The organism is Pseudolactococcus reticulitermitis, from assembly GCF_002260845.1.
Lineage (GTDB): Bacteria > Bacillota > Bacilli > Lactobacillales > Streptococcaceae > Pseudolactococcus > Pseudolactococcus reticulitermitis.
The window spans coordinates 745,305-770,735 of record NZ_BEDT01000001.1 but is presented as its reverse complement, the minus strand read 5'-3'; the positions used below and the strand labels follow the sequence as shown (position 1 = coordinate 770,735).

At 40.7% G+C, this 25,431-nt stretch carries 21 protein-coding genes; 19 read left to right on the top strand and 2 right to left on the bottom strand.

Annotated elements, in window-relative coordinates; genetic code table 11:
- The first annotated feature begins 28 nt into the window (after nucleotides 1–28).
- From RsY01_RS03690 to RsY01_RS03630, 13 genes are all read left to right on the top strand, one after another.
- Complete coding sequence (locus RsY01_RS03690) at nucleotides 29–1,045, top strand: inorganic phosphate transporter (RefSeq protein WP_094784194.1); 1,017 nt, start codon at nucleotides 29–31, stop codon at nucleotides 1,043–1,045.
- Nucleotides 1,046–1,081: 36 nt separating this feature from the next.
- Nucleotides 1,082–1,705 (top strand): DUF47 domain-containing protein, encoded by a 624-nt coding sequence (locus tag RsY01_RS03685; RefSeq protein ID WP_094784193.1) that lies wholly within the window; start codon nucleotides 1,082–1,084, stop codon nucleotides 1,703–1,705.
- A 38-nt stretch (nucleotides 1,706–1,743) separates the two neighbouring features.
- Nucleotides 1,744–2,472: a MurR/RpiR family transcriptional regulator gene (locus RsY01_RS03680; RefSeq protein WP_094784244.1), complete on the top strand. Its 729-nt coding sequence runs from the start codon at nucleotides 1,744–1,746 to the stop codon at nucleotides 2,470–2,472.
- Nucleotides 2,473–2,734: 262 nt separating this feature from the next.
- Nucleotides 2,735–4,126 (top strand): glycoside-pentoside-hexuronide (GPH):cation symporter, encoded by a 1,392-nt coding sequence (locus RsY01_RS03675; protein WP_094784192.1) that lies wholly within the window; start codon nucleotides 2,735–2,737, stop codon nucleotides 4,124–4,126.
- A gap of 29 nt (nucleotides 4,127–4,155) precedes the next feature.
- Nucleotides 4,156–5,169, top strand: coding sequence for an aldose epimerase family protein (locus RsY01_RS03670; RefSeq protein WP_094784191.1), 1,014 nt, complete (start codon nucleotides 4,156–4,158; stop codon nucleotides 5,167–5,169).
- A 12-nt stretch (nucleotides 5,170–5,181) separates the two neighbouring features.
- On the top strand, nucleotides 5,182–6,381 hold the full coding sequence (locus RsY01_RS03665) for a galactokinase (protein WP_094784190.1): 1,200 nt from the start codon (nucleotides 5,182–5,184) through the stop codon (nucleotides 6,379–6,381).
- A 53-nt stretch (nucleotides 6,382–6,434) separates the two neighbouring features.
- On the top strand, nucleotides 6,435–7,928 hold the full coding sequence (gene galT, locus RsY01_RS03660; protein ID WP_094784243.1) for a UDP-glucose--hexose-1-phosphate uridylyltransferase: 1,494 nt from the start codon (nucleotides 6,435–6,437) through the stop codon (nucleotides 7,926–7,928).
- Between the two features lie 239 nt (nucleotides 7,929–8,167).
- Nucleotides 8,168–9,151, top strand: a complete 984-nt coding sequence (gene galE, locus RsY01_RS03655; protein ID WP_094784189.1) for a UDP-glucose 4-epimerase GalE — start codon at nucleotides 8,168–8,170, stop codon at nucleotides 9,149–9,151.
- Nucleotides 9,152–9,299: 148 nt separating this feature from the next.
- On the top strand, nucleotides 9,300–9,488 hold the full coding sequence (rpmB, locus tag RsY01_RS03650) for a 50S ribosomal protein L28 (RefSeq protein ID WP_003140443.1): 189 nt from the start codon (nucleotides 9,300–9,302) through the stop codon (nucleotides 9,486–9,488).
- Between the two features lie 444 nt (nucleotides 9,489–9,932).
- Nucleotides 9,933–10,295, top strand: a complete 363-nt coding sequence (locus RsY01_RS03645) for an Asp23/Gls24 family envelope stress response protein (RefSeq protein ID WP_094784188.1) — start codon at nucleotides 9,933–9,935, stop codon at nucleotides 10,293–10,295.
- 1 nt (nucleotide 10,296) lies between these two features.
- Nucleotides 10,297–11,979, top strand: coding sequence for a DAK2 domain-containing protein (locus RsY01_RS03640; RefSeq protein ID WP_094784187.1), 1,683 nt, complete (start codon nucleotides 10,297–10,299; stop codon nucleotides 11,977–11,979).
- A 256-nt stretch (nucleotides 11,980–12,235) separates the two neighbouring features.
- Nucleotides 12,236–14,242, top strand: coding sequence for a 4-alpha-glucanotransferase (locus RsY01_RS03635; RefSeq protein WP_094784242.1), 2,007 nt, complete (start codon nucleotides 12,236–12,238; stop codon nucleotides 14,240–14,242).
- A 140-nt stretch (nucleotides 14,243–14,382) separates the two neighbouring features.
- Entirely contained in the window at nucleotides 14,383–15,741 is a 1,359-nt protein-coding gene (locus tag RsY01_RS03630) for an FAD-dependent oxidoreductase (protein ID WP_094784186.1), read from the top strand.
- A 56-nt stretch (nucleotides 15,742–15,797) separates the two neighbouring features.
- Here RsY01_RS03630 and RsY01_RS03625 read toward each other — a convergent pair whose 3' ends face one another.
- On the bottom strand, nucleotides 15,798–16,076 hold the full coding sequence (locus RsY01_RS03625; protein WP_094784185.1) for a hypothetical protein: 279 nt from the start codon (nucleotides 16,074–16,076) through the stop codon (nucleotides 15,798–15,800).
- 228 nt (nucleotides 16,077–16,304) lie between these two features.
- Between RsY01_RS03625 and RsY01_RS03620 the strand changes: the two genes are divergently transcribed.
- A complete protein-coding gene (locus RsY01_RS03620) occupies nucleotides 16,305–17,462 on the top strand; it encodes a glycoside hydrolase family 88 protein (protein ID WP_094784184.1) in 1,158 nt (385 codons plus the stop codon).
- 105 nt (nucleotides 17,463–17,567) lie between these two features.
- Nucleotides 17,568–19,349 carry a glycoside hydrolase family 35 protein gene (locus RsY01_RS03615; RefSeq protein ID WP_094784183.1) on the top strand — a complete coding sequence of 594 codons (1,782 nt, stop codon included), beginning with the start codon at nucleotides 17,568–17,570 and terminating at the stop codon, nucleotides 19,347–19,349.
- A 20-nt stretch (nucleotides 19,350–19,369) separates the two neighbouring features.
- Here the strand turns inward: RsY01_RS03615 and RsY01_RS03610 are convergent, their stop codons facing one another.
- Nucleotides 19,370–20,077, bottom strand: coding sequence for a GntR family transcriptional regulator (locus tag RsY01_RS03610; RefSeq protein WP_094784182.1), 708 nt, complete (start codon nucleotides 20,075–20,077; stop codon nucleotides 19,370–19,372).
- 421 nt (nucleotides 20,078–20,498) lie between these two features.
- Here RsY01_RS03610 and RsY01_RS03605 point away from each other — a divergent pair, with 421 nt between their 5' ends.
- The 4 genes from RsY01_RS03605 to RsY01_RS03590 all read left to right on the top strand — a co-directional run bounded on the left by RsY01_RS03605 (nucleotide 20,499) and on the right by RsY01_RS03590 (nucleotide 25,429).
- Entirely contained in the window at nucleotides 20,499–21,419 is a 921-nt protein-coding gene (locus tag RsY01_RS03605) for a PTS sugar transporter subunit IIAB (protein ID WP_094784181.1), read from the top strand.
- A gap of 9 nt (nucleotides 21,420–21,428) precedes the next feature.
- The gene (locus tag RsY01_RS03600) at nucleotides 21,429–22,229 is read left to right on the top strand and encodes a PTS mannose/fructose/sorbose/N-acetylgalactosamine transporter subunit IIC (RefSeq protein WP_094784180.1); all 801 of its coding nucleotides are present in this window, start codon (nucleotides 21,429–21,431) and stop codon (nucleotides 22,227–22,229) included.
- Nucleotides 22,216–23,040, top strand: a complete 825-nt coding sequence (locus RsY01_RS03595; RefSeq protein WP_167373213.1) for a PTS system mannose/fructose/sorbose family transporter subunit IID — start codon at nucleotides 22,216–22,218, stop codon at nucleotides 23,038–23,040. Before RsY01_RS03600 ends, RsY01_RS03595 begins: the two co-directional genes overlap by 14 nt.
- A gap of 85 nt (nucleotides 23,041–23,125) precedes the next feature.
- Nucleotides 23,126–25,429, top strand: coding sequence for a polysaccharide lyase 8 family protein (locus RsY01_RS03590; protein ID WP_238594937.1), 2,304 nt, complete (start codon nucleotides 23,126–23,128; stop codon nucleotides 25,427–25,429).
- Nucleotides 25,430–25,431 lie beyond the last annotated feature (2 nt).

Below are 25,431 nucleotides of genomic sequence, written 5' to 3'. Positions count from 1 at the left end.
GAGCGCCCAAGCGTTCAATGGAGTAAGAATGACAATCCCTTTAATTTTGACGATGTTACTAGTGCTTGGTGTCGTGTTTGTCAACGGCTGGACCGATGCGCCCAATGCGATTGCGACAGCTGTTTCGACGCGCGCGATTAAAATTCGCGCCGCTGTCATCATGGCAGCCATCATGAATCTTGCGGGTGCTTTCATCTCAACACTAACAGGTGCAAAGGTTGCCACAACCATTCTGAACATGGTGGATTTTGATAGTGCCCCTCAGTTGCCAGATAAAGCCCCGCAGATTGCACTTGCGGCAAGTTTATTTGCCATTGTCGTCTGGGCAGTAGCTGCTTGGTACTTTGGCATTCCGACATCTGAGAGCCATGCGCTGATTGCTGGTTTGACAGGCTCTGCCATTTCCTTAGGTGGCATGGCAGCAGTCCATTTTGATGAATGGATTAAAGTCATTTATGGCTTGCTTGCATCAGTTCTCATCGGTTTTTTAGGCGGTTTAATCATCACCAAACTAATCGTTCTGATTTTTCAAAATGTCGCCAGGCGTACGGCTAATAAATTTTTTACCATTGGCCAAATTTTTGGGGCAGCTGCCAATGCTTATCTCCATGGCGCGCAAGATGGTCAGAAATTCATGGGGGTCTTTATGCTCGGCTTGACGCTGAATGGGCTGGCTAATCCCGGTGCTACGATTCCGATGTGGGTTATTTTCACCTGTGCCGTTGTCATGGGACTTGGCACATCTGTCGGTGGCGAAAAAATTATCAAATCCGTCGGCATGGATATGGTTAAACTGGAGAAATATCAAGGGTTTGCGGCGGATATTTCAACTGCGATTTGTATTCAACTCATGACCAGTCTTGGTGTGCCTGTTTCGACAACTCATGCCAAAACGACCGCCATTATGGGTGTTGCAGCCAGTCGCAGAATGAGTTCGGTTGACTGGCGGGTTGTCAAAGAAATGGTGCTGGCTTGGGTTTTGACCTTCCCAGGCTGCGGGCTCATCGCTTATTTGATGAGTAAACTGTTTGTGATGATTTTTTAGATATGATAGAGAAAAATAACGGAAAGACAAGATAAAATGATTAGAAAAAAACAATTTGATTACTTTGCAGCAATGAAAGATATTGCGCATCTCTCGCATGAAGCGGCAACTGCTTTGCAAACAAGCATAGCTGATTATGATTATGAGTCATTTATCGTTAAATCTGAGGCAGTTCATGAAATTGAACATCAGGGTGATACTTACGCCAACGATATTTATGAACAGCTTGCTGTCACTTTTATGACACCGATTGACCGAGAAGATATTGCTTTACTAACAGATGTCTTGGATGATGTCCTTGATGGGATTAATGAGTTTACGTACTTGCTCGAAAATTTGGTGATTCGTGAGCTACGTCCGGGTGTTAGAGAGTTTATTGAGACGATTGTTGCAGCAACTGAGGCAGTTGAAGTGGCAACGGGTGAATTTTCTAAATTTAAGAATTCTAAAAAGCTCAAAGAACATGTTAAAACGGTTAAAACACTGGAGAAAGGTGCTGACCGCCTTTATTCTGAGATGACAAAAGAACTCTATACGCATGAAAAAGATGCTATTGAAATCATCAAATGGCGTGATGTCTATAATAAACTTGAAAAAATCGTCAATGATGCTGAAAGTTGTGTGAAAGTGATCAAATCACTTGTGATTAAAAATAGTTAAATAGGATGTAGCTGTCCTTGATAAAGTAGGTAGAAATGATGACTAATTTAACAAACGCTGAGCGAGCTACATGGGAAATGATTCAAGAAAATTATGAAGCGATTCCCAAACTTTCGATTTCTGAACTTGCTAATTTAGCACATGTTTCACTTTCCACTGTCAATCGGACGGTTAGAAAAAAGGGTTTTGCTGGCTACAGTGAATTTCGCTATTCCGTGCGTAAGAAAGAATTGCCCAAAATTAGTGGCTTTTCAACTGAAGTGCTGGGTGCGATTGCCAAAAATGAAGAGGAACTTTTACAAACAATTTATAATATTTCGGCGGTTGAAGTCGAAAAAGCAGTTAAGTTACTCGATGAAGCGAAGGACATCGTGATTTTTGCCCAGGGCTTAACGGTCAATGTGGCAAATGAACTGATGAAGAAGTTGCAACTTTTCCATAAACAAGTTAATCTTTATGATGATCCCAAACAGATGGCTTACTATGCTAAATTTTTAAATGAGGGGGAGCTGATATTAGCGCTCTCCTTATCTGGTGAAAATCCTGAGATTAATTTGGCTGTTAAGATAGGAGAACAACACAAAGCAAAAGTCCTATCGTTGACGACAGATGCTGAAAGCGAGCTTACCAAGCACTCAGATGTGAGTCTGATTGGTTATAAAAGTAAACTGGAAGTCAATTATTTTGAGCTGGATGTTCACAGTCGTTTGCCACTTTTTATTTTAGAACGTGTATTGGTGGATGCTTATTCCATCTATCAAAAATGAGATAACCTGACACTCTTCGATAAGGCTAGAACCTAATCACTCTAGCAGCGTCAAAGGTTGTCTTTTTTTAATTTTTAAAATGGAAAGATTTCCTAATACTTCTGTAAAACTGGAAACTTTTCCCTAAAAGGAAATGCTACACTATAGATGTAAACGATTTCAATGGCGCTTTGAGCGAATCTGAATTCGTGAATGACCTCGCTTGAACGAAGCGTCGGTGTAGGTCACATTTCTATAATTTAAGGAAATAGGGGGAATTTCCATGAAAAAGGGAAAAATGAAACAACTTTTGTCCTACGGATTTGGGGCATTGGGGCATGATGTGTACTACTACTCAATCAGTACATTCTTCATCGCCTTTGTGACGGCACAAATGTTTGCAGGGTCGCCACATGAGGACGCCATGATTGCGCTTGTGACAGGATTGGTCGTTGTGATTCGATTAGTCGAGATTATTTTCGATCCGATTATAGGCTCGATTATTGATAACACACAGACACGATGGGGGAAATTCAAACCTTGGCTAGTTGTTGGTGGGTTGATGTCATCTTTGATGATTATCTTAATGTTCTCTGACTTTTTTGGCTTAGCTAAAACGGGTCATCGCATTTTGTTTGCTGTTGTCTTTACCATTTCGTTTATTATCTTAGACGCTTTTTACTCATTTAAAGATATTGCTTTTTGGTCAATGATTCCTGCGCTATCTGAGAAAAATTCGGAGCGTGAAACGTTGGGGACGGTTGCTCGATTCGGTTCAGCAATCGGTGCACAAGGGGCAACAATCTTAGCCATTCCAATTACAATTTTCTTTACAAGAGCTAGCCACACACAAGGGGCACGTGGTTTCTTTGCATTTGGTGTGATTGTTGCATTGGTTCAAGGGATTTCAGCTTTGGTGACGGCGTGGGGAACCAAGGAACAAGAGTCTGCTATTCGGCAACAGGGAACGAAAACCAATACATTAGATGTTTTTAGAGCCTTGATGAAAAATGACCAATTGATGTGGTTGTCACTGTCATACATCTTATTTGCCATTGCCTATGTTGCGACAACGGCGACACTCATTTTGAATTTCACCTTCGTCATTGGCAATGCCGGTCTTTACTCAATCACAGGGATTGTTGGCTTCATTGGCTCAATCATTCTTGTGCCACTGTTTCCAATCTTGGCTAAAAGATTTGGTCGGCGTAAAGTATTAACAGCAGCCATCATGTCAATGCTCATTGGTTACCTTATCTTTACTGTTGGTAATTCAGTTCCGATGACAGTTGCGGGCTTAATCTTCTTAACAACGCCTTATCAATTAGTCTTCTTATCTGTTTTGATGACAATAACTGACTCTGTTGAATATGGTCAATGGAAAAATGGTGTACGTAACGAAGCAGTGACGCTTGCGATGCGACCATTACTTGATAAAATCGCAGGTGCTTTCTCAAATGGGATTTATGGCTTTGTCGCCATTGCAGCAGGGATGACGGGTTCGAAATATATTTCAGGTCACACTTATGGCGTTGGCACATTTAAAATTTATGCTTTTATCGTACCAGCCGTTTTGATGGTGTTATCTCTTGTCATCTACTTGGTTAAAGTCAAATTAACAGAAAAACGCCACCAAGAAATTGTCGCAGAACTTGAAGAACGTTTTAAAGCTTGATGAGTCATAAAGAATAAGTGAGGAATAGCATGGACATAAGGACAACAGATTTTGGATTGGGCAGTAGCTTAATCACAATCATCAACAAACAAGGTGTTAAAATCAGTTTTACCAATTTAGGCGCTAGAATTGTTGATTGGCAAAAAGATGGGAAACACTTGATTTTAGGCTTTGATTCAGCGCAAGAGTATATCGAAAAAGATGCTTATCCGGGTGCGACAGTAGGTCGAACGGCTGGTCGTATCAAGGATGGCTTAGTTGCGCTTTCGGGGGAAACGATTCAGCTCGATCAGAATGACGGTTTGCAAACGCTACATGGTGGCGATGAAAGTATGCACACAAAACTTTGGCGCTATGAGATAATCGAGTCTTCAGATAAAGTAGCAGTGAAATTCAGCTTGACATCTAATGCTGGCGAGAATGGCTATCCGGGTCAACTTAAAATGGTTGTGACACACTCGTTTGATAATGATAATCATTGGCAGATTGACTATGAAGCCACAACGACGACAACAACTGTTTTCAATCCAACGGGTCATGTTTATTTCAACTTGACTGGTGATGCGAGCCAAACTGTTGACGACCATCATTTATCACTCGCTGCTTCACGATTTGTGCCCTTAAAAGATAAGACAGAGGTGATTCGTGGCGATATTGTTGAGTTGAAAGACACGGCATTGGACTTTCGTTCAGGTCGAAAATTAACTGAAGCATTGCATGCTGATCTCGAGCAAGTGCAATTAGTTGGTGGCATTGATCATCCCTTCTTGCTTGATGAGGTGGGGCTTGCCAAAGAACAAGCGAGGTTGACGTTAGACGATATCGCTGTTTCTGTCTACACTGACAGACCTAGCATTGTCATCTTTACTGCTAATTTTGGAGACTTAGGCACTGTTTTTCATGGTCAACCAATCGCCCATCACGGTGGCATTACCTTTGAATGTCAAATTGCACCAGGCTCACAGCAACTGCCAGAACTAGGAAATATCACACTTAAAGCGGGTGATACTTACAAAGCAACGACGATTTATAAGTTAGATTAAAGGAGAATACAAATGTCAATGGTCGTAGAAAATAGTAAAGTATTGTCAGGAATGACAGAAAAATTTGCAGCCGTATTTGGCGATAGCGAAGGTGTCGAATACTTTTTCTCACCGGGTCGGATTAACCTCATAGGCGAGCATACGGACTATAACGGTGGATATGTCTTTCCAGCTTCAATTACCATCGGTACAACAGGTCTTGCAAGATTGCGTCAAGATAATCAAATCAAACTCTACTCAGAAAATTTCCCTGATATAGGCGTGATTGAATTTGACCTAGCGCATAGTTCTGTCAAGGATGGCGACAGCTGGGCGAACTATGTCAAAGGAATGATAACGGCTTTAAAAGCAGCTGGTTATCAGATTGATAAGGGATTTGAACTCTTAATTAAGGGTGAAATTCCAACAGCGTCAGGTTTATCTTCTTCGGCATCTCTTGAGCTTTTGGTTGGCGTTGCGCTTGATGACCTCTTTAAGTTGGGCGTCCCACGTTTGGAATTGGTTCAGCTGGGTCAAAAAACAGAGAATGAGTTTATCGGCGTTAATTCAGGTATTTTGGATCAATTTGCCATTGGATTTGGCGAAGTGAAGAAAGCCATTCTACTAGATTGCAATACGTTGCAATATGAAATGGTGCCTGTTGAATTACGTGATTATGATATTGTCATCATGAACACCAATAAACCACGTGCGCTGACAGAGTCAAAATACAATGAACGTTTTGCTGAAACGCGTGAGGCGCTGAAAAGAATGCAAACTAAATTGGCGATTCAATCACTTGGAGAATTATCAAATGAAGCATTTGATGCGAATACCGATTTGATTGGTGATGACACATTGATTAAACGTGCGCGTCATGCCGTTTACGAAAATAATCGCACGAAAATTGCCAAAGCAGCGTTTGTAGCAGGAAACTTAACGAAATTTGGCGAATTGCTCAACGCATCTCATGCGTCATTGAAAAATGATTATGAAGTGACAGGAATTGAGCTCGACACACTGGCTGAAACAGCACAAAAACAACCGGGTGTGCTGGGCGCACGGATGACTGGTGCAGGATTTGGTGGCTGTGCGATTGCATTAGTCGCGCATGACAATGTGCCAACTTTTGAAAAAGTTGTTGGCGAAGTCTACGAAGAAAAGATGGGTTATCCAGCAAGTTTCTATGTTGCCCAAATTGGTTCAGGTGCAACAAAATTGTCAGTTGATTAAATGTAATATAGAGAAAATAAGGTGCTATGCACCTTTTAGAATTGGAAGTAGAAATGTCAATATATCAAACCATTCAAAATTTTGTAGAACTAGCAATCAAAAATGGCGCGATTGAAGCGATGGACAGTGTCTACTTGCGAAATCAACTGCTTCATTTTCTGGGAATGAATGACTGGGAGCAGCCAGAAGCGACGCAAACTGAATCAGATGCCTTGACTCTAATGGATCAATTGCTCAGTGCTGCGCGTGAAAATCAGCAGTTTGACACAATTGATGCAGCATGTTATGAAGCAGCGCTGATGGATTTTGTCACACCACATCCTAGTCAAATCAATCGTCAATTTTGGCAAAAATATCGAGAAAATCCAGATTGTGCGACGGATTACTTTTATGCCTTAGCGCGTGAAGTCAATCAGGTGAAAACACGTGATATTGCTAAAAATATCGTCTTTAAGCACGCCACACAGTACGGTGATTTGGAGATTACGATTAATCTTTCCAAACCTGAAAAAGATCCGAAAATGATTGCGGCAGCGAAAGCACAGGCGACAACATCTTATCCTAAATGTCTCCTATGCCTTGAAAATGAAGGCTTGTATGGTGGCGGAAACCACCCAGCAAGAAGCAATCACCGCTTTATTCGCTTAGCTTTGAATCAAGCAAACTGGGGCTTTCAATATTCACCCTATGCTTATTATCCAGAACATGCCATCATCTTTCATGAAAAACATCAGATGATGAAAATGAATCGTCTGGCATTTGAAAATCTACTTGAATTTCTAGATGTCTTTCCGCACTATATGATTGGTTCCAATGCTGACTTGCCGATTGTGGGTGGCTCAATCTTAACGCATGACCACTATCAAGCCGGAAAATATAGGTTTCCAATGATGAAGGCAGCGATTCGTCAGGATATTCAACTAAAAAAATATCCCGAAATAAAGGCAGGGCTTGTCAATTGGCCCATGTCAGTCTTGCGGCTTCAAAGTCGTAATAAAGAAGAGTTATTGACAGCTAGCGCTGAAATTTTAGAAAAATGGCAACATTATAGTGATGTACCCTTGCAAATTATTGCGTTGACTGCGGATGGTGTTCAACATCATACGGTGACACCGATTGCTAGAAAAGAGGGTGAAACTTATATTTTAGATTTAGTTTTTCGGGATAATAACACCAGTGAAGCCTTTCCTGATGGTATTTTTCATCCGCATCCGGCTTTGCAGCATATCAAAAAAGAAAATATTGGTTTGATTGAAGTCATGGGGCTTGCAATTCTTCCGCCACGCTTGAAAGCTGAACTTAAAGAGGTTGAAAGATATCTCCTTGGTCAACCCAATCAAATAGACAAGCGCCATCTGCCATGGGCTGAGGAATTGAAAAAAACGACCCAAGTGACAGAAGCAGACGTCCAGTATCAGGTACAGCAAGCAGTTGGAGAAGTATTTGAAAAAGTCCTTCAAGATGCGGGTGTCTTTAAAGATGATGCACAAGGAAAATTAGGCTTTGATCGGTTTATAGATTTTATCAATGAAGTAGATTGCGTATGATTATGAGTTTTTGAGTAAAAATAGGTCAAAATCGCAGAAAGCCTTTGAGCGAATTTGAATTCGCGAATGACCCCGCTTGGACGGAGCGTGAGCGTAGGTCAAGTTTCAAGATTCCACAAAGTGAAATCTCAGAAAGCCTTTGAGTGGACGTAGTTCGCAAATGACCTCGCTTGGACGGAGCGTGAGCGTAGGTCAAGTTTCAAGATTTCACAAAGTGAAATCGCAGAAAGGAAAAATAGATGACTGTTTTAGTACTAGGAGGAGCTGGCTACATCGGGAGTCATGCTGTAGCCATGTTAGTTGAAAACGGCTATGATGTCGCTGTGGTAGACAATTTAGTGACGGGGCATCGTGAAGCGATTGATGCAAGCATTCGCTTTTATGAAGGGGATGTGCGTGATCGGGCATTTCTTGAAAAAACATTTGAAATTGAAAAAGATATCGAGGGTGTCATGCACTTTTGTGCTTACTCTCTTGTTAGTGAATCGATGGAAAAACCAGTCATGTATTTCGACAATAATGTCGGAGGCTGTCTGTCAATTTTGGAAACGATGGAAAAATTTGATGTGAAACATATTGTTTTCTCATCAACTGCCGCAACGTTCGGTATGCCAGAAAAATCGCCAATTTCAGAAACGACGCCACAACGCCCGATCAATCCTTATGGGGAAAGCAAGCTCATGATGGAAAAAATGATGGCGTGGCAATCACAGGCGACTGACATGACTTATGTCGCACTTCGATATTTCAATGTTGCTGGTGCCAAAGCCGATGGTTCAATTGGCGAGGCGCATCAACACGAAACCCATTTGATTCCAATTATCTTGCAAACCGCACTCAAACAACGTGACGATATCACAATATTTGGCGATGATTACAAGACACCAGATGGGACTTGCATTCGAGACTACATCGATATGGCAGATTTGATTGATGCCCATATCAAGGCTCTTGAATATTTAAAAGCAGGTGGCAAATCAGATCAGTTTAATCTAGGTTCTAGTAAAGGTTATTCTAATCTTGAAGTTTTGGAGACAGCGCGCCGTGTGACTGGGCAAGACATTCCAAGTCAAATGGGCGACCGACGTCTGGGCGATCCAGATGAGCTAATTGCCGACTCAAGAAAAGCAACACAAGTGTTAGGTTGGCAGGCCAAAAATGGTCTGGAAACAATGATTAGCAATGCTTGGAAATGGCAGCAAAGCCATCCAAATGGGTATTGAGCTTTCAGTTTGAGGCTTGTGCTTAAAAAGGGAGTGATAACATTAAAATAAATCCAAAATATCGCTTGCTTTTAAGTCAAAACATGGTATAATATTCTAGTATGTTATGAATTTGACTAACAAAAAAATACTCGAGGAGAAATATATCATGGCTAAAGTATGTTACTTTACAGGTCGTAAGACTTCATCAGCTAACAACCGTTCACATGCAATGAACAAAACGAAAAAACAAGTGAAACCTAACTTGCAAAAAATTAAAATCGTTGAAAATGGTAAAGTGAAATCAGTATGGGCTTCAGCTCGTGCACTTAAAAACCTTTCAGTTGAACGCGTTTAAGACGTGTGTTTGATCAAATGAAGAACAAAAGGAGGGTGCCTCTAAAAACTGCTTTTGATGCCTTTTGAGATAAATTTTTTTCTAGCGCTAGGCATTGCGACAAAGCTTGCTATTGCAAGGTTCGGAGCAATAACGACGCGATAGGGAAATTTAGCCAAAAGGGGCAAATCTGAGTTTTTAGAGGTACCCGAAGTGCTTTTGCGTTAATTTGAGTCTACGATACGTTGGGCCAAATGATTCAAAAGCTCTTGGTTTGGTTAGAACTATTTTGCCGTGAAAAGACTTCACGGTTTTTTTATTAGCCGGATTGTGATAAAATGAGAGAAAAGGTGTTGAGTGGTGCGTGATGGCATCCAACGTTGAAAAATACGGTAAGACACAAGGCACACCTAGTTGAAAATACTAGGTTCATAACAGGCTAGATTGTAAAGCGAGGAAAAAATTATGGCTGTGACAATTAATACAAAAAATGGGACAGTTGACATCGAAAATGATGTGATTGCAACAATTGTTGGCGCATCAACAACAGAGATTTTTGGTGTGGTCGGTATGACCAGCAAAAATGCTGTCAAAGATAATTTTAAGACACTTTTGCGTCAAGAGAACTACGCCAAGGGTGTTGTGATTTCTGCTAATGCTAATGGTGTTGATGTTGACATTTATGTGATTGTTTCATTTGGCGTTAAAATTTCTGAAGTCGCTAAAAATGTGCAAGAACGAGTTAAATTTAATTTAGAAAACCAACTGGGCATTACAGCGAATTCAGTTAATGTTTTCGTACAAAATGTGAAAGTGGTGGCTGAATAAGATGACAAATACAATCAATGCAAGCTTGTTTCAGGAGATGATTCAAGCAGCGAGCACGCGTTTAAATAACCAAGCAGAGTATGTCAACTCGCTTAATGTATTCCCTGTACCCGATGGTGATACAGGCACAAATATGGGGATGACGATTACCAATGGTGCTAAAGCGGTCTCTGATAATCATGCGACGACAGTTGGTGAAGTGGCAGCTATTTTATCAAAAGGCTTGCTCATGGGCGCGCGTGGCAACTCTGGCGTTATTTTGTCACAAATTTTCCGTGGATTTAGTCAAGCGATTAAAGATGCGGATGTTTTTACGGCTGAAAACTTAGCCAAAGCCTTCCAAAATGGTGTCGAAGTTGCCTATAAAGCGGTGATGAAGCCTGTCGAAGGGACAATTTTAACCGTTTCTCGTGGTGCAGCAGCATTTGCCGGCAAAAAAGCAGCAAGTTCTGATGATGCAATCGACGTGCTGAAAGCAGCGCTCGAAGGGGCGAAAGTTGCCTTGGCTAAAACGCCGGATATGTTGCCGGTGCTGAAAGAAGTCGGTGTTGTCGATTCTGGTGGTCAAGGCTTAGTTTACATCTTAGAAGGCTTTGTTGCAGCAGCGACGGGCGAATATTTGACATCTGAAGAATTCCAAGCGACACCAGCTGTCATGGATGAAATGGTCAATGCTGAGCATCACAAATCAGTCGCAGGTCATGTGGCAACAGAAGATATCAAATTCGGTTACTGTACTGAAATCATGGTTGGCATCGGTCAAGGACCGACTGTAACGAAAGCTTTCGATTATGATGCATTCCGTAATTACTTAAATGAAATCGGGGATTCATTGTTAGTAGTCAATGATGATGAAATCGTCAAAGTCCATGTCCATACAGAAGATCCGGGCATTGTCATGCAAGAAGGGCTGAAATATGGTGCCCTTGTCAAAGTTAAAGTTGACAATATGCGTGAGCAACACGATGCGCAAGTGATCAAGGAAGCCAATGGTGCTGCGCCTCAAGCATCTGCTGAACCAAAAGCATTCGCAGTGATTGCGATTGCTGCTGGCGATGGTTTGGCGAAAATCTTCAAAGATATGGGTGCTGACTATGTGATTTCTGGTGGTCAAACGATGAACCCATCGACTGAAGACATTGTCAAAGCCATCGAAACGGTCAATGCGCACAACGTGATTATTTTACCGAATAATAAAAATATCTTCATGGCTGCCCAATCAGCTGCGGACGTTGTTGATATTCCGGCGAAAGTCGTTGAGTCTAAGACAGTGTCACAAGGCTTGACTGCCTTACTAGCTTTTGAAGCAAGTAAAACATTAGAAGAAAATGCAGCTGACATGACTGACAATCTGTCAGAAGTGATCAGTGGTCAAGTGACCAATGCTGTTAGAGATACCTCCATTGATGGGCTTGAAATTCACGAAAATGACTGGCTTGGCATGATTGACAATAAAATCGTCGTGTCAGATAAAGACATGCATGGTGTCTTGACAGAAACTTTTGTTCAAATGCTAGCCAGCAATGAAGAGGCAGAAATTATCAGTATCTATATCGGTGCTGATGGTAACCGTCAACTGGTTGAGACTTTGTCAGAAGAACTTGAAGATAAGTATCCAGATGTTGAAGTCGAGATCTTTGAAGGTGGACAACCTGTTTACCCGTATCTTTTCTCAGTTGAATAAAATCAAGTAAAAATCGTCGTCAGGCGATTTTTTTTGCTTTAAAAAAAATGGCTCTGCGATCAATCGGCAAATGCAAATAATGATAGAGGGTTTGCAAATCACAAATATAATACAAATATGTGAAAACGGTTACATTTTGTGATATAATTGCCTTAAAAGAGAGATAAAGAAAGAACGGCTGGAGACTTTTGATAGTGTGTTACAAAAGCTCAGCTCAGACACCATTAAAAGCCTTGTTGGCAAAGGAGAAATCACCATGGTTACAACAGATTATAAACTCGAACCACACACAAGTATTCCCTACCACACTGGCGTTGCGATTCCTGTGTTTTCGCTACGGAGTGCGCAATCATTTGGTGTGGGCGATTTTTCGGATTTGAAAAGTTTTGCTGATTTCGTAGCCAAGTCAGGTATGGATTTAATTCAGATTCTGCCGATTAATGATACAACAACCTTTATGGATTGGCGAGACAGTTATCCTTATCGGGCGATTTCTGTTTTTGCTTTGCATCCGATTTACTTTGATTTGGCTGACATCCGAATGGTTTTAACGGAGACAGAAAAAGCAGCTTTTGATGCCCAACAAAAGACCCTCAATGCCTTGGAAGCCATTGATTATGAAGCTGTCTTGGCTGCCAAATGGCACTATATCAAGATTGGCTATGAGAAACTGAGTAAAAACATTTTTGCTAGTATGGCTTTCTTGGATTTCTTTGCACAAAATCGTAACTGGCTTGAACCTTATGCGGCTTTCTGCCATCTGAGAGACTTGCATCAGACAGCTGACTTTTCGCAATGGGGTGAGTTTGCTCAGTTTTCTAAAGATAAACTGAAAAAATTATCAGCATCTGGTCTTAATCTCCATTACTTTGTCCAATTCTTACTCCATGAGCAGCTCAAATCTGCTTCCGATTATGCGCACTCGCTCGGGGTAGGGCTTAAAGGAGATATTGCCATTGGCATTGCCCATGACTCAGCAGACGCTTGGTCGGATGAAAGCTTGTATCATATGGATCAGCAAACGGGTGCGCCACCGGATGCTTTTTCGGCAACCGGTCAAAACTGGGGCTTTCCGACTTATAATTGGGAGAACATGGCAGAGACCAACTTTGCTTGGTGGCAACAGCGCCTAACTGTTATGCGGGAATATTTTGATGCCTACCGATTAGATCACATTCTAGGCTTCTTCCGAATCTGGGAAATCCCCAATCACAGTGTTCGAGCGCTTTTGGGGCAGTTTTCACCTGCGCTTGGCTTAACAATTGACGACATTGAAAACTCCTATCATATTCCTTTCAGAAGTTGGGGCGGAGAAGACCGGTTCACACAGCCTTTCATCAAAGATTGGGTCGTGCGTGAGCTTGCAGGGGCGTATAACGATCGCCTCTTTGCTGAGTTTTTAGAGTCCCGTGGCAATGGTAACTATCGCTTTAAAGAGCAGTACAACACGCAGAAAAAAATAGCAGCCCAGGTCTCAGATGAGCGTTTACGAGATATTTGTTTTGCTTTACAAGAAAATGTTTTGTTTCTAGCAGATCATCGAACACCAGGTCTCTATCAGCCACGCATCAAATTGATGGAAACTCTGAGCTTCCGTGAGTTTGGCGATGAGCAAGTCAAACAAAACTTGACGAGACTGTACAATGACTATTTTTACACCCGTCATAATGACTTTTGGAAAGAAAAAGCCTATCAAAAATTGCCCGTGATTAAAAATGCCACGGATATGTTAGCCTGTGGAGAAGACCTCGGTATGGTGCCTGAGAATGTGCCTGACGTCATGTGGCATTTGCAGATTTTACGCTTGATGATTGAGCGGATGCCATCAGATAGCGCTCACGCCGTCAATAATTTAGACTGGGCGCCATATTTGTCCGTTGTTTCCACATCTTCACATGATACCTCAACGCTACGTCAATGGTGGAAAGAGGACCCAGCTTTCACCCAAAAATATTACAATGATGTCATGCACTGGTGGGGGACTGCACCCGGCTTTATGACACAGGAAATCGCGACTGAAATCATCCAGCGTCATATGAATTCTGATGCCATGTTAGCTATTTTTCCGCTACAGGATTTGCTCGCCATGACCTCACATTGCCTAGCAGACGAGAGCTTAGAGCGGATTAATCAGCCTGAAAATCCTTTCCATTACTGGCGTTTTCGCAACCATTTATCCAATGAAGACTTGTTAGCGTCTGATGAGATTACTTCAAAAATCAGGGGATTGATTAAGACAACGCGGCGACATATCGGCAGATAGTTTATTCGAAAATTTATAAACAAAATAATAGTAAAAAGGCTTTCATTTTTGTATCCTAAAGATGTAAGCCTTTTCTATTTACTGAATGTCTGATTGCGTCAGTTTTAGTCAGGGTATTAAATTAAAAAAAGGAGAACAACATGAAAGTCATTATCATTGGCGCAAGCCACGGGGGTCACCAGTCAGCATTGGAATTTTTGGACAAATATCCAGATGTTGAGGTGACGATTTATGAAAAAGGGGATTTCGTTTCTTTCTTGTCATGTGGCATGCAACTATTTTTAGAAGACAAAGTCTCAGGTGTTGACGATGTTCGCAATTTCAAACCAGAAGACATCGAAAAGCGTGGTGGTAAGGTCAACTCGCAACATGAGGTTTTACGTTTTGATGCGGACAAAAAAGAAGTGACAGTTAAAAACTTGGTAACAGGTGACATTTTCACAGATACTTATGATAAACTGATTTTATCATCTGGTGTCACACCAGCCGCGCTACCTGTTCCAGGTGCAGATAAGAAAAACATCTTCTTCATGCGTGGCCGTGCTTGGGCGCTTAACATCAAAGAAAAGATGCAAGACCCAGCTGTTAAAAACGTTGTGGTCATTGGCTCTGGCTATATCGGCGTTGAGGCTGCGGAAGTCTTTGCCAAGGCAGACAAAAAAGTGACGATTATTGACATGATTGACGATGTCCTCGGCAACTACCTCGACAAAGATTTAACTGATATTCTAGCGCCTGTTTTTGCGGCAAATGGGGTAGACTTAGCACTAGGGGCAAGCATCACAGGTTTTGCCGGTGGCGATGCAGTCACTGGCGTTGAGACAAAGACTGGCACGATTGCTGCTGACCTCGTGATTGTGGCAGCGGGTGTCACACCTAACACAGCATGGCTCAAAGGATTAGTTGACCTAGAACCACGTGGCCAAATCAAAGTCGATGACTATTTGCGCACATCTGCCAAAGCTGTTTATGCGGTCGGAGATGCGATTTTACCACTGAATATTGCCAGTCAACAACATGCGCCCGTTGCCTTAGCATCAACAGCGCGTCGTGAGGCGCGTTATATCGTGCGTCATATCGAGTTAGAGACACCAACAGAAAAATTCCGTGGTGTGTTAGGCACAAGTGCCCTCTCAGTCTTTGGCTATAAATTTGCCATGACAGGTCTCAATGATTTCTCAGCAGCCCGTTCAGGCGTTACCATGACCGGCAGTTTCTTCAAAGATACCTTGCGCCCAAGTTTTGTTAAAAACGACGGCAATACAGACGTCTATGTCAAGTTAAATTATGACCAAGAGACACACAAAATCCTCGGTGGACAAGTCATGTCAACTTATGATGTGACAGCCCATATCAATACACTAGCACTTGCCATCACGACTGGCTTAACATTAGAAGACTTAGCAGAAGCAGATTTCTTCTTCCAGCCTGGCTTTGATCGGCAATGGTCACTCCTGAACCTAGCAGCACAAGCCGCTTTGGGTGAGACTAAGTTTTAAATCAAGCCATCAAAAACACCTCTGACAGAATGTTAGAGGTGTTTTTGTGTTAAAATTCAGTCTGATAGCTGATCTAATTTTGCAAGTTTGCGTGTTAAGTCATTACGTGTTTCAACGATATCGTTTAACTTAACAAGTCCATAGATTAGCCCAACAAAAGGAATCCCTGTCAGTAAAGACCAACCAAAATAACGCCAGTAAAAACGACCACCAGTCATGGCTTGACCGTCTAAGGTGTATTTGTTTTGGTGATAAGCCCACACGACCAAAGAAGGGACAAAAATAATTCCTAAAACAGTTGATACTTTTGCATCTGAAATTTCATATTTAGACATAAAACACTCTCTTTCTACTCTTAATATTATAAAACAATAACAAAAAATGTCAATATAAAATTCTAAATATTGAAAATATTAGGGACAGAGTAGATGAAATCAGCACGTCAACAGAGAGGGTGTTTTTTGTTTGACTAAAAGGATGATAAATTATCCTTTGGAAGGACTTGCTATTTTTCCTTAAATCTATTATAATATAATATGTTAATATATTAAGTCGAGGTAGAGATGACAAATAAAAAAGAAGCACTGATTTTGCTTGGCGAAAAGGTTGATAAGCAATGGTTAAACGAGCAAATGAATCATATCGTAGCAAGACTCAAATCAAATATGAAACGCTATCAATTGCAGTTTCCGTCTGCTTGTGCAACGCAAGGGAAGTATCGGATTAAAGCAAATGATGACTGGACGAATGGCTTTTGGACAGGCATGTTATGCTTAGCATATGAATGGACGGGAGAAAAAGCATTTTTAGAATTAATTGACAAGAATGTCAAAAGTTTTCAAGATAGACTAGATCAGCACTTTGTATTGGACCATCATGATATTGGTTTTCTTTATAGCTTATCCGCAGGTGCAGCCTATAAAATCACGAAAAAAGAAAGTGACCGATTAACATTTTTACAGGCGGCAGATGTTTTGGTTGCAAGATATCATGAAAAAGGACAGTTTATCCAAGCTTGGGGAAAATATGGTGATGCGAAGGAATATCGTTTGATTATTGATTCTATTTTAAATTTGCCACTTTTATTGATGGCAACAGAGCTTTCAGGAGAAGAACGTTATGCAGAAATAGCTAAAAGTCATTATAAAACACTCCTTAAAACGATATTTCGTGATAATTTTAGTACCTACCACACCTATTATTTTGATGTCAAGACAGGCGCGCCACTTCAAGGTGCAACCCACCAAGGCAATAGTCATCAGTCAACATGGGCGAGAGGACAGAGCTGGGCGATATTAGGCATACCATTAATTGAGAGTTATCTTGGTTCCGACAAATTACCAGATTTTTATAGCAAAGTCGTGTCAGTTTTTATAGACAATCTGCCAGAAGATTTAATACCTTACTGGGATTTTGATTTTACCAATGCCAATCCGTCTGCAAAAGATAGCTCTGCTGCAGCGATTGTGGCATGTGGCTTACTAGAAGCAGAAAAGTTAAAAAGCTATCCAGATTCGAAAAAAATTGCCAAAGGTCTCATTTATCAATTAGGGGAAAAATATACGAACTGGACTGATAAAGAAAATGAAGGTTTGCTGCAACATGGGGTCTATGCTTACGCAGAAGGTAAGGGGATAGATGAACCTAACCTGTGGGGAGATTACTTTTATTTTGAAGCATTGATGAGATTAGTTAAACCAGACTGGCATAGATATTGGTAAATTTTGAATATAGATCAATATGACTAGGTGTTTTTATTGGCTAGTTGTTGTGTGAACAGTTCTTTAATATTGATTAATATTGAAGTGCTTGATGAGGAGGATGTTGTGAAATCATTTCAGATCGAAGAAGAATTTTTACTTGATGGCCAACCGATCAAGATTATAAGTGGTGCCATTCATTATTTTAGAATACCAACGAATCAATGGGAGGATAGTTTATATAATCTCAAAGCTCTGGGCGCCAATACGGTTGAAACCTATATCCCTTGGAATATTCATGAACCAGCAGAAGGTATTTTTGATTTTTCAGGTATGAAGGATATCGTGTCCTTTGTTAAACTTGCGCAAAGCCTTGGGCTGATGGTCATACTGCGTCCTTCTGCCTATATTTGTGCGGAGTGGGAATTTGGTGGGCTACCTGCTTGGCTCTTGAAAACGCCTAAAATCCGATTGCGGTCAACGGATAAAGTATTTATGGCTAAAGTTGAAGCCTATTTTAAAGAGCTACTACCTAAGCTTCTGCCTTTACAGATTACGCAAGGCGGACCAGTTATCATGATGCAGATTGAAAATGAGTACGGCTCTTATGGCATGGAAAAAGAGTATCTACGTCAAACCAAGCAGATAATGGAAAAATACGGTGTTGTTGTACCGCTATTTACGTCTGACGGGGCATGGGAAGCAGCGCTAGAAGCAGGTAGTCTCATTGAAGATGATGTGCTTGTAACGGGTAATTTTGGCAGTCACTCGAAAGAAAACGTCGCAGCCTTAGTTCAATTCATGGCGAAACATGGCAAAAAATGGCCAGTGATGTGTATGGAATATTGGGACGGCTGGTTTAACCGCTGGGGAGAACCGATTATCAAACGTGATCCGAAAGATTTAGCCCAAGAAGTAAAAGAGATGTTAGAACTCGGATCGCTTAATCTTTACATGTTTCATGGTGGAACAAATTTTGGCTTTTACAATGGGTGTTCGGCGCGTGAGACAGGAAGCATGCCTCAGATTACTAGCTATGATTATGATGCTCTCTTGACAGAGTCTGGGGAGCCAACTGAAAAATATGATTTGGTTCAGAAAGCCATTAAAGAAGTTTGTCCAGAGGTATGGCAAGCAGCGCCACGCAGGAAACAAGTCAAATATCTAGGCAATTTTAAGGTGGCTCAGAGTGTCTCTCTACTCAATACAAAAAAAACACTGACACAATCCATAGCTAGTAGCTATCCACTAGCTATGGAGGAAGTCGGAACGGGTTACGGCTATATGCTTTATTCAGTGGCGTTAAGAAATAACCAAAGTGAGCAAAAATTAAAGCTTGTAGAGGCTGATGATCGCATTCAGATTTATCTGGATGGTGAGTATCAGGCAACTCAGTATCAATCAGAAATTGGTCAAGAGTTATTAGTAGGTCATGAAAAGGCGACGGAATCAATTACCGCAGATTTTTTAGTAGAAAATCTTGGACGTGTCAATTATGGTTTTAAATTTAATCATAGTAGCCAAAGTAAGGGCATCAAAGGCGGCATTATGCAAGATATTCATTTCCACCAAGGCTATCAGCATTATCCGCTTGATTTTTCAAAAGAGCAACTTGCAGAAATAGACTATTCAGCGGGGCGTAATGTCAAGCAGCCGTCATTTTACAAAGTGATTTTTGAGTTACCAGAAGTTTCGGATACCTTTATCGACTGTTCGGCGTATGGCAAAGGTGTCGTCATTGTCAATGGGGTAAATTTAGGTCGTTATTGGCAAGAAGGTCCAACTTATAGTTTGTATTGCCCAAAAGATTTTCTTCGTGTGGGGGAAAATGAAGTTGTCATTTTTGAAACTGAAGGGGTAGAAGTCAAGAAACTAGTCTTTTCAGAAATACCTATCTTTAAACATTAATAAAAAATAGAAGTGGTGCTCTATTGAGCATCCACTTCTATTTTTGTTTTGAAATATTTCCAGTGTTTATAGCTGATAATATATTCGGCTACGGTTCGATTCGGTAGGAAGGTTTTCTTGACTTGTTTAACTGCTGGCTCACGGAAGCTCAGATTCAAGAGATGAGAGAGTTCAGCATCATCTGGAAAGATAATTTCATTGGTCTCAACGGATGACATGGAAAAGAGATCAATATTAAAATCGTCAAGAATTTTTTTGTAGACGCTGGCATAATCAGAAAGATTTTTTGATAGAGGTGTTTTAACGAGGCGATTAGGCAGGTGTGTGAAGTGTACAAGAAAGGGAACGTCATCAAAAAAGCGAACACGTTTAATTTGATAATAACTCTCATCAGAGGCTAGTCCTAATGCCTTAAGGATGTCGGGTTGATTGTCTTGCTTGACAGAGAGCACCTTGACCGTTTCTTGTTCATGTGAATGAAGTTCAATATCAGAAAATTTGACATTCTGAGAAACTTTTGATTTTGACACATAGGTGCCTTTTCCTTGGACGCGATATAAATAGCCAGCGTTTGTTAATTCATTAAGCGCTTTGACAGCTGTAATCGAACTGACGCTATATTTTTGCTTGATGTCAGCTTCGGAATAAAATTTATCTCCGGGGGTAAATTGGTGATTTTTAAGCTCAGATAGCAAATCTTGTTTAATTTGCTCATATTTTGGAATCAATAGATTGCTCCTTACTGTAATTTAGCCTTATAAAACTTTGAAATTCAATGATTTAGGTAGACATGCTGTCCAAATGGGGGCATTCACGAACTGATGTCCGATCAAAGGCTCTAACTTTATCTCTTAATAATAACATGTTAATTTGTAATATGCAATTAATAAGTTAAGTTTTTATGTGTAAAAAGACTCTTGGATACTTGGGAGGCTAAAAATTACATCAAATCTTAAAGATTAACTGACCTAGTTGAGGGATATTTAAGCGCAAAAATAAATGAAGGGTAGGGGGAAAGAAATGAAAAGGTAAATTTGATAAATAAAAAAATAAATTAACATATTAAGTTGACAAGCTAGTTAATATGTTATATACTATATTTGCAAGGGGATAACATGTTAAATAAAGCGCTTGCGCAAAAGGAGCTAAATGAGGAATATAGTATTGATTAGTCATGGTTCTATGGCTAGAGGTGTACGAGCTAGTCTTGAGATGATTATTGGCCATCAGGATTATCTTCATGTGGTAGAGTTGCCAGAAGATGGTGACAATATTCAGTTTGAAACTGCTTTGAGCGACAAAATGAAAGCGCTTAATGGTGCGACTTTAATCATTGCTGATTTACTAGGCGGCACGCCATGTAACGTCGCGCTGAAACATTATTCAGATCTTTCAACGGTTGATGTTATTGCAGGCATGTCCTTACCGTTAGTGCTCGAGGCGGCGGTTAATGAAACGCTAACAGCGGATGATTTGGTTAATTTAGGTAAAGCAGCCGTTGTCAATGCCAAAGGCAGTTTGAAAGAGACTGCGACAAAAGAAGCAGAACCAATTGACCTGAGCGAATTTGAGGCCTATCAAGGCAAAGCAAATATTGTGAATACGAGAATTGATGAGCGATTAATTCACGGTCAGGTCGCAGGTATTTGGACAACGAGCTTAAATACGCAGCGTATCATTGTCATCAATGATGCTGCAGCGACGGATCCACTTCAAAAATCATCACTTCGTATGGCTGCCCCATCTGCCATGAGATTATCCGTTTTACCTGTTGCCAAGGCCGCTGCGACTATTAACTCTGGAAAATATGGCTTACAACGTCTCTTCCTACTCTTTAAAAATCCAACAGATGTCTTAGCTTTTATCAATGCTGGTGGTCAGTTAGAGACTTTAAATGTTGGCAATATGAGTTATAAGGAAGGGGCTAAGGAAGTGACTAAGAGTATTAAGATAATGCCTGAAGAAGCAGAAATTTTCAAGAAAATTTTCGAACAAGGTGTCAAGATTAGTGCGCAATTAGTTCCGAGCGAGCCATCAATTGATTTTATGGCAAGATTAAATAAAATTTAGGAGAGAATAATGCATTTAACAGTTATACAAATCATTTTAATCACACTATATGCCTTCATTGCGATTAATGATTCTTTTATTTCTAATTCGTTGACACAGCCGGCAATTGCGGGCATGGTTTCTGGCTTAATTATGGGCGATTTGAAGACGGGTTTGATGGTCGGCGGAACACTTCAATTAATGCGTTTAGGCATTGCGGCTTTCGGTGGGGCTTCTGTGCCAGACTACTTTACGGGTGCAATCTTAGGAACAGCGTTTGCAATTATCTCAGGAAAAGGTGCAGCCTATGGCATTGGCTTAGCAGTTCCCGTTGCGCTTTTGATGTTACAACTTGATGTTTTCGCTCGTTTCTCTAATGTCTTCCTACTCCATCGTATCGATAAGGCAATCGATAAAGCGCATTATGGTCGTATTCCTCGATTGGTGCTATCTGGTTCTTTCTTGTGGGGCTTCTCGCGAGCCATTCCGATTTTATTAATGCTGATTGTAGGTGATGCAGCTGTTACTACCTTGACCAATGCCATGCCAGAATGGTTAATGACGGGGTTACAAGTTGCTGGTGGTACGCTTCCTGTGGTCGGTGTCGGCATTCTCTTACGCTACCTGCCAACGAAACAATATCTACCTTACTTATTGGCAGGTTTTTTCCTAGCAGCTTATCTTAATGTACCAATGATGGGGATTGCGATTGTTGGCTTAGTTGCAGCGATGTTAGTATTTAAACGAGAAACGTCAAAATCTAGCCAGTCAATAGAAGCTGGAGTTACAAGTAATCAAACTTTCGAAGGGGGATTTGATGGTGATGAATAAAGAAGAAATTACAAAAAAAGACTTGAATAAAATGAGCTGGCGTTATATCCTCGGCAGTCAGCTAAACTGGAATTATGAACGGATGATGAGTTCTGGTTATCTTTATGCCATCCTTCCTGTCTTGAAAAAGCTTTATAAGAATGATAGTGAGCTTAAAGACATGGCGAAGACCCACAATCAATTTTTTAACACAAATGCCATTTTTGGTAACTTAATTATGGGGATTGATATTGCGATTGAAGAAAAAGAGGGTTATCAGGCTAAAGAAACCATTGTTGCCTTGAAAACAGCTTTGATGGGCTCCCTTGCAGGTGTTGGCGATTCTCTTTTCCATGTTATTTGGGGGACGATTTTTGGTTCTGTTGCAGGAACTTTAGCATTGCAAGGTTCAGTCGTTGGCTGTCTGCTTTGGATTTTAGCCAATATTGCCTTATTATTTGGACGTGCAGCGCTTTTGCCACTTGGCTATAAGCAAGGTGTCAAGTTAGTAACGACCTTAAAAGATAAATTATCAGCGTTCACAAATGCTGCGACAGTGCTCGGCGTAACTGTCATCGGTGCCTTGATTCCGACAGTTATTAAAGTAGCGACACCACTGGTCTATAAACATAATGGCGTTTCGCTTTCAATACAAACAACATTAGATGGTATATTGCCTGCCTTAATTCCAGTTCTTCTGACTTTGTTGACTTATTGGATGCTAGGGCAAAAGAAACTAAATTCAACTCGCGTGATTTGGATTGTACTGATTTTAACGATTATCTTAAGTGCATTTGGTCTCTTAGGCGCTCCGCTTCCGCCAGGAAAATAGGTTTGAAGAAGCCCATCTTTTGGGCTTCCTGTTTTTCAGACAGGGTAGGAAATTAATTGCATATATGAGTTTTAAAAGGGGAAATATGAAAAGATTATATAGCGGCTTCATCATTTGTTTCGGCGTCATGTTATGCTTTTTCGGAACTTTAAATGTTGCTGCAACAACTTATGCATCAGATGTTGCCAATTTATCAGGCGATGTTGAAGTGCTTCCGATTCAGACTGATTTTAGCCAATTTACCAAGATGCGAGATAAATGGCGAAATCAATTAATATTAGCTGATTATGATACGCAGAATCCTGCGGTGGTAAAGTATGTCAAAAATTTATCTGATAAGGCAGTTAAACTTTATGAAACAATGGATTTATCGGAAGAAAGGACGACGATTTGGTCTTTGAAGGCTGGTGATACGGCATCAGCCAATCTGACGACGCATTTTTCTAATCTTTTTACTCTAGCTCAAGCTTATGGTAGCAAAGGCACAAGTCTTTATCATGATGAAAAATTGCGTACAGCGATTGAACATGGTATGGACTTCATGGTTAATAAAAAAGGCTATGATGGCAAAAAATACTATGGTAATTGGTGGGATTGGCAGATTGGTGTCCCTCAAAAATTCATTAATTTTTCAACGACAGGTGCGAATCGAACAGATTTGGCTTTATCAGGTTTAGGTCTAGGCATTTTGCAACAGGATGAAGCGCTGATAACCTTAGCTTCAAACAGCGTAAAAGATGTGTTCCAAAAAGTGACCAGTGGAGATGGGTTTTATGCAGATGGTTCTTTTATACAGCATAAGGATATTCCCTATACAGGGTCTTACGGCAATGTTTTGATAAAAGGTATTGGTCAGATTTTGTCACTGACCAAAGGAACCGTGTTTGAGATGGATGCTCAAACAGTTGACGATTTTGTTGGAACAGTTACAACCTCTTTTCTGCCTTTAATCAATCAGGGAGCAATGGTTCCAGGCGTCAATGGTCGTTCAATTTCAAGAGCACCAACGCTAACTCAGACAGGCTTTGGCTCTACGACGATGTATAATTTACTGATTGTCGCAAATTTAGCACCGGAGGCTAGTCAGCAAAAATTACGTGAATCGGTGAAATATTGGATGCTTGAAAATCCTGATTATTACTTGAATAATGCGCGTGATTACAATGATTTACAAATGACAGTTGAGTTGTTGGCTGATGGCTCTGTGACAGGCGATGATAAACCATTCAGTGGCACCAAGTTATTTGCGTCAATGGATCGGTTTGTGCAACAAACATCTTATTATATGACGAGTTTGAGTCTTTATTCAAATCGAATCTCATCTTTTGAAGCTGGAAATGGTGAGAATAAACATGGCTGGCATACGGCTGATGGGATGTTTTATCTGTTCAATCATGATGGGGTGCAATTTGGCGCTTCCTATTGGCCAACAGTTGATCCTTACCGTTTGCCGGGAACGACAGTGGATACAGTGCCGCTAGCCGATGAAGTATCTGCTTTTAAAACGGTAACCTCACCAGAAAAATGGGTTGGAGGTGTTGCTGCCAATCAAGAAGCAGCGCTTGGTATGGCCTTGAATAAAAAAGGAACAGAGAATAATGGTTCTGTCCTTCCTATGAATTTACAGGCTAAGAAATCTTGGTTTGTCGTTGATGGGATGACTGTTGCTTTGGGTGCAGGCATTACTGGAACAACAAAAGCAAGCATTGAAACAATTGTTGATAATCGCTTGCTTAATGATGCCTATCAATATGAGGTGTTAGCGGATAAGTCTGATTCTGATAAAAAATGGCTTTTACTTCAGTCAGATCATGAACAAGCATCAATTGGCTATTACTTTCCAACAGGAGAGAAAGTCGAAATATCTAGTGAACAGCGGGAAGGTTCTTATAGTGAGATTAATTCTGCCTTTCCAAGTCATCAGCTTTATACAGGAAATTATCAAAAGTTCATCATGAATCACGGGAAAAATCCTAAAGCTGACGCTTATGCTTATGTGACAATACCAGGTGCTAATCAAGATACGATGACTCATTTTGAAAAAAATAATAAGCTAAATATCTTATCAAATACAGATCATATACAAGCTGTTGAATTGGCAGATGATGGCTATCTAGGTGTCAATTTCTGGCATCCGACAGGTGGAACAATTGCAGGTATTACGACAGATAAGGCAATTTCTCTAATGAAGCAAGTGAAAAAAGAGCAGACGATTTATACTATTTCGGATCCAACACAATCTGCGAGCATCGTTCATGTGACCTTACCCAAAGATATCCTAGAAGTTGTATCCTTGGATAAGGGCATGTCGTTTGATTCATTGACAGGTATTTTGACGATTGATTTTACTGGAAGTTTAGGATCAGGCAAGCAGTTTGTCGTGACATAGTC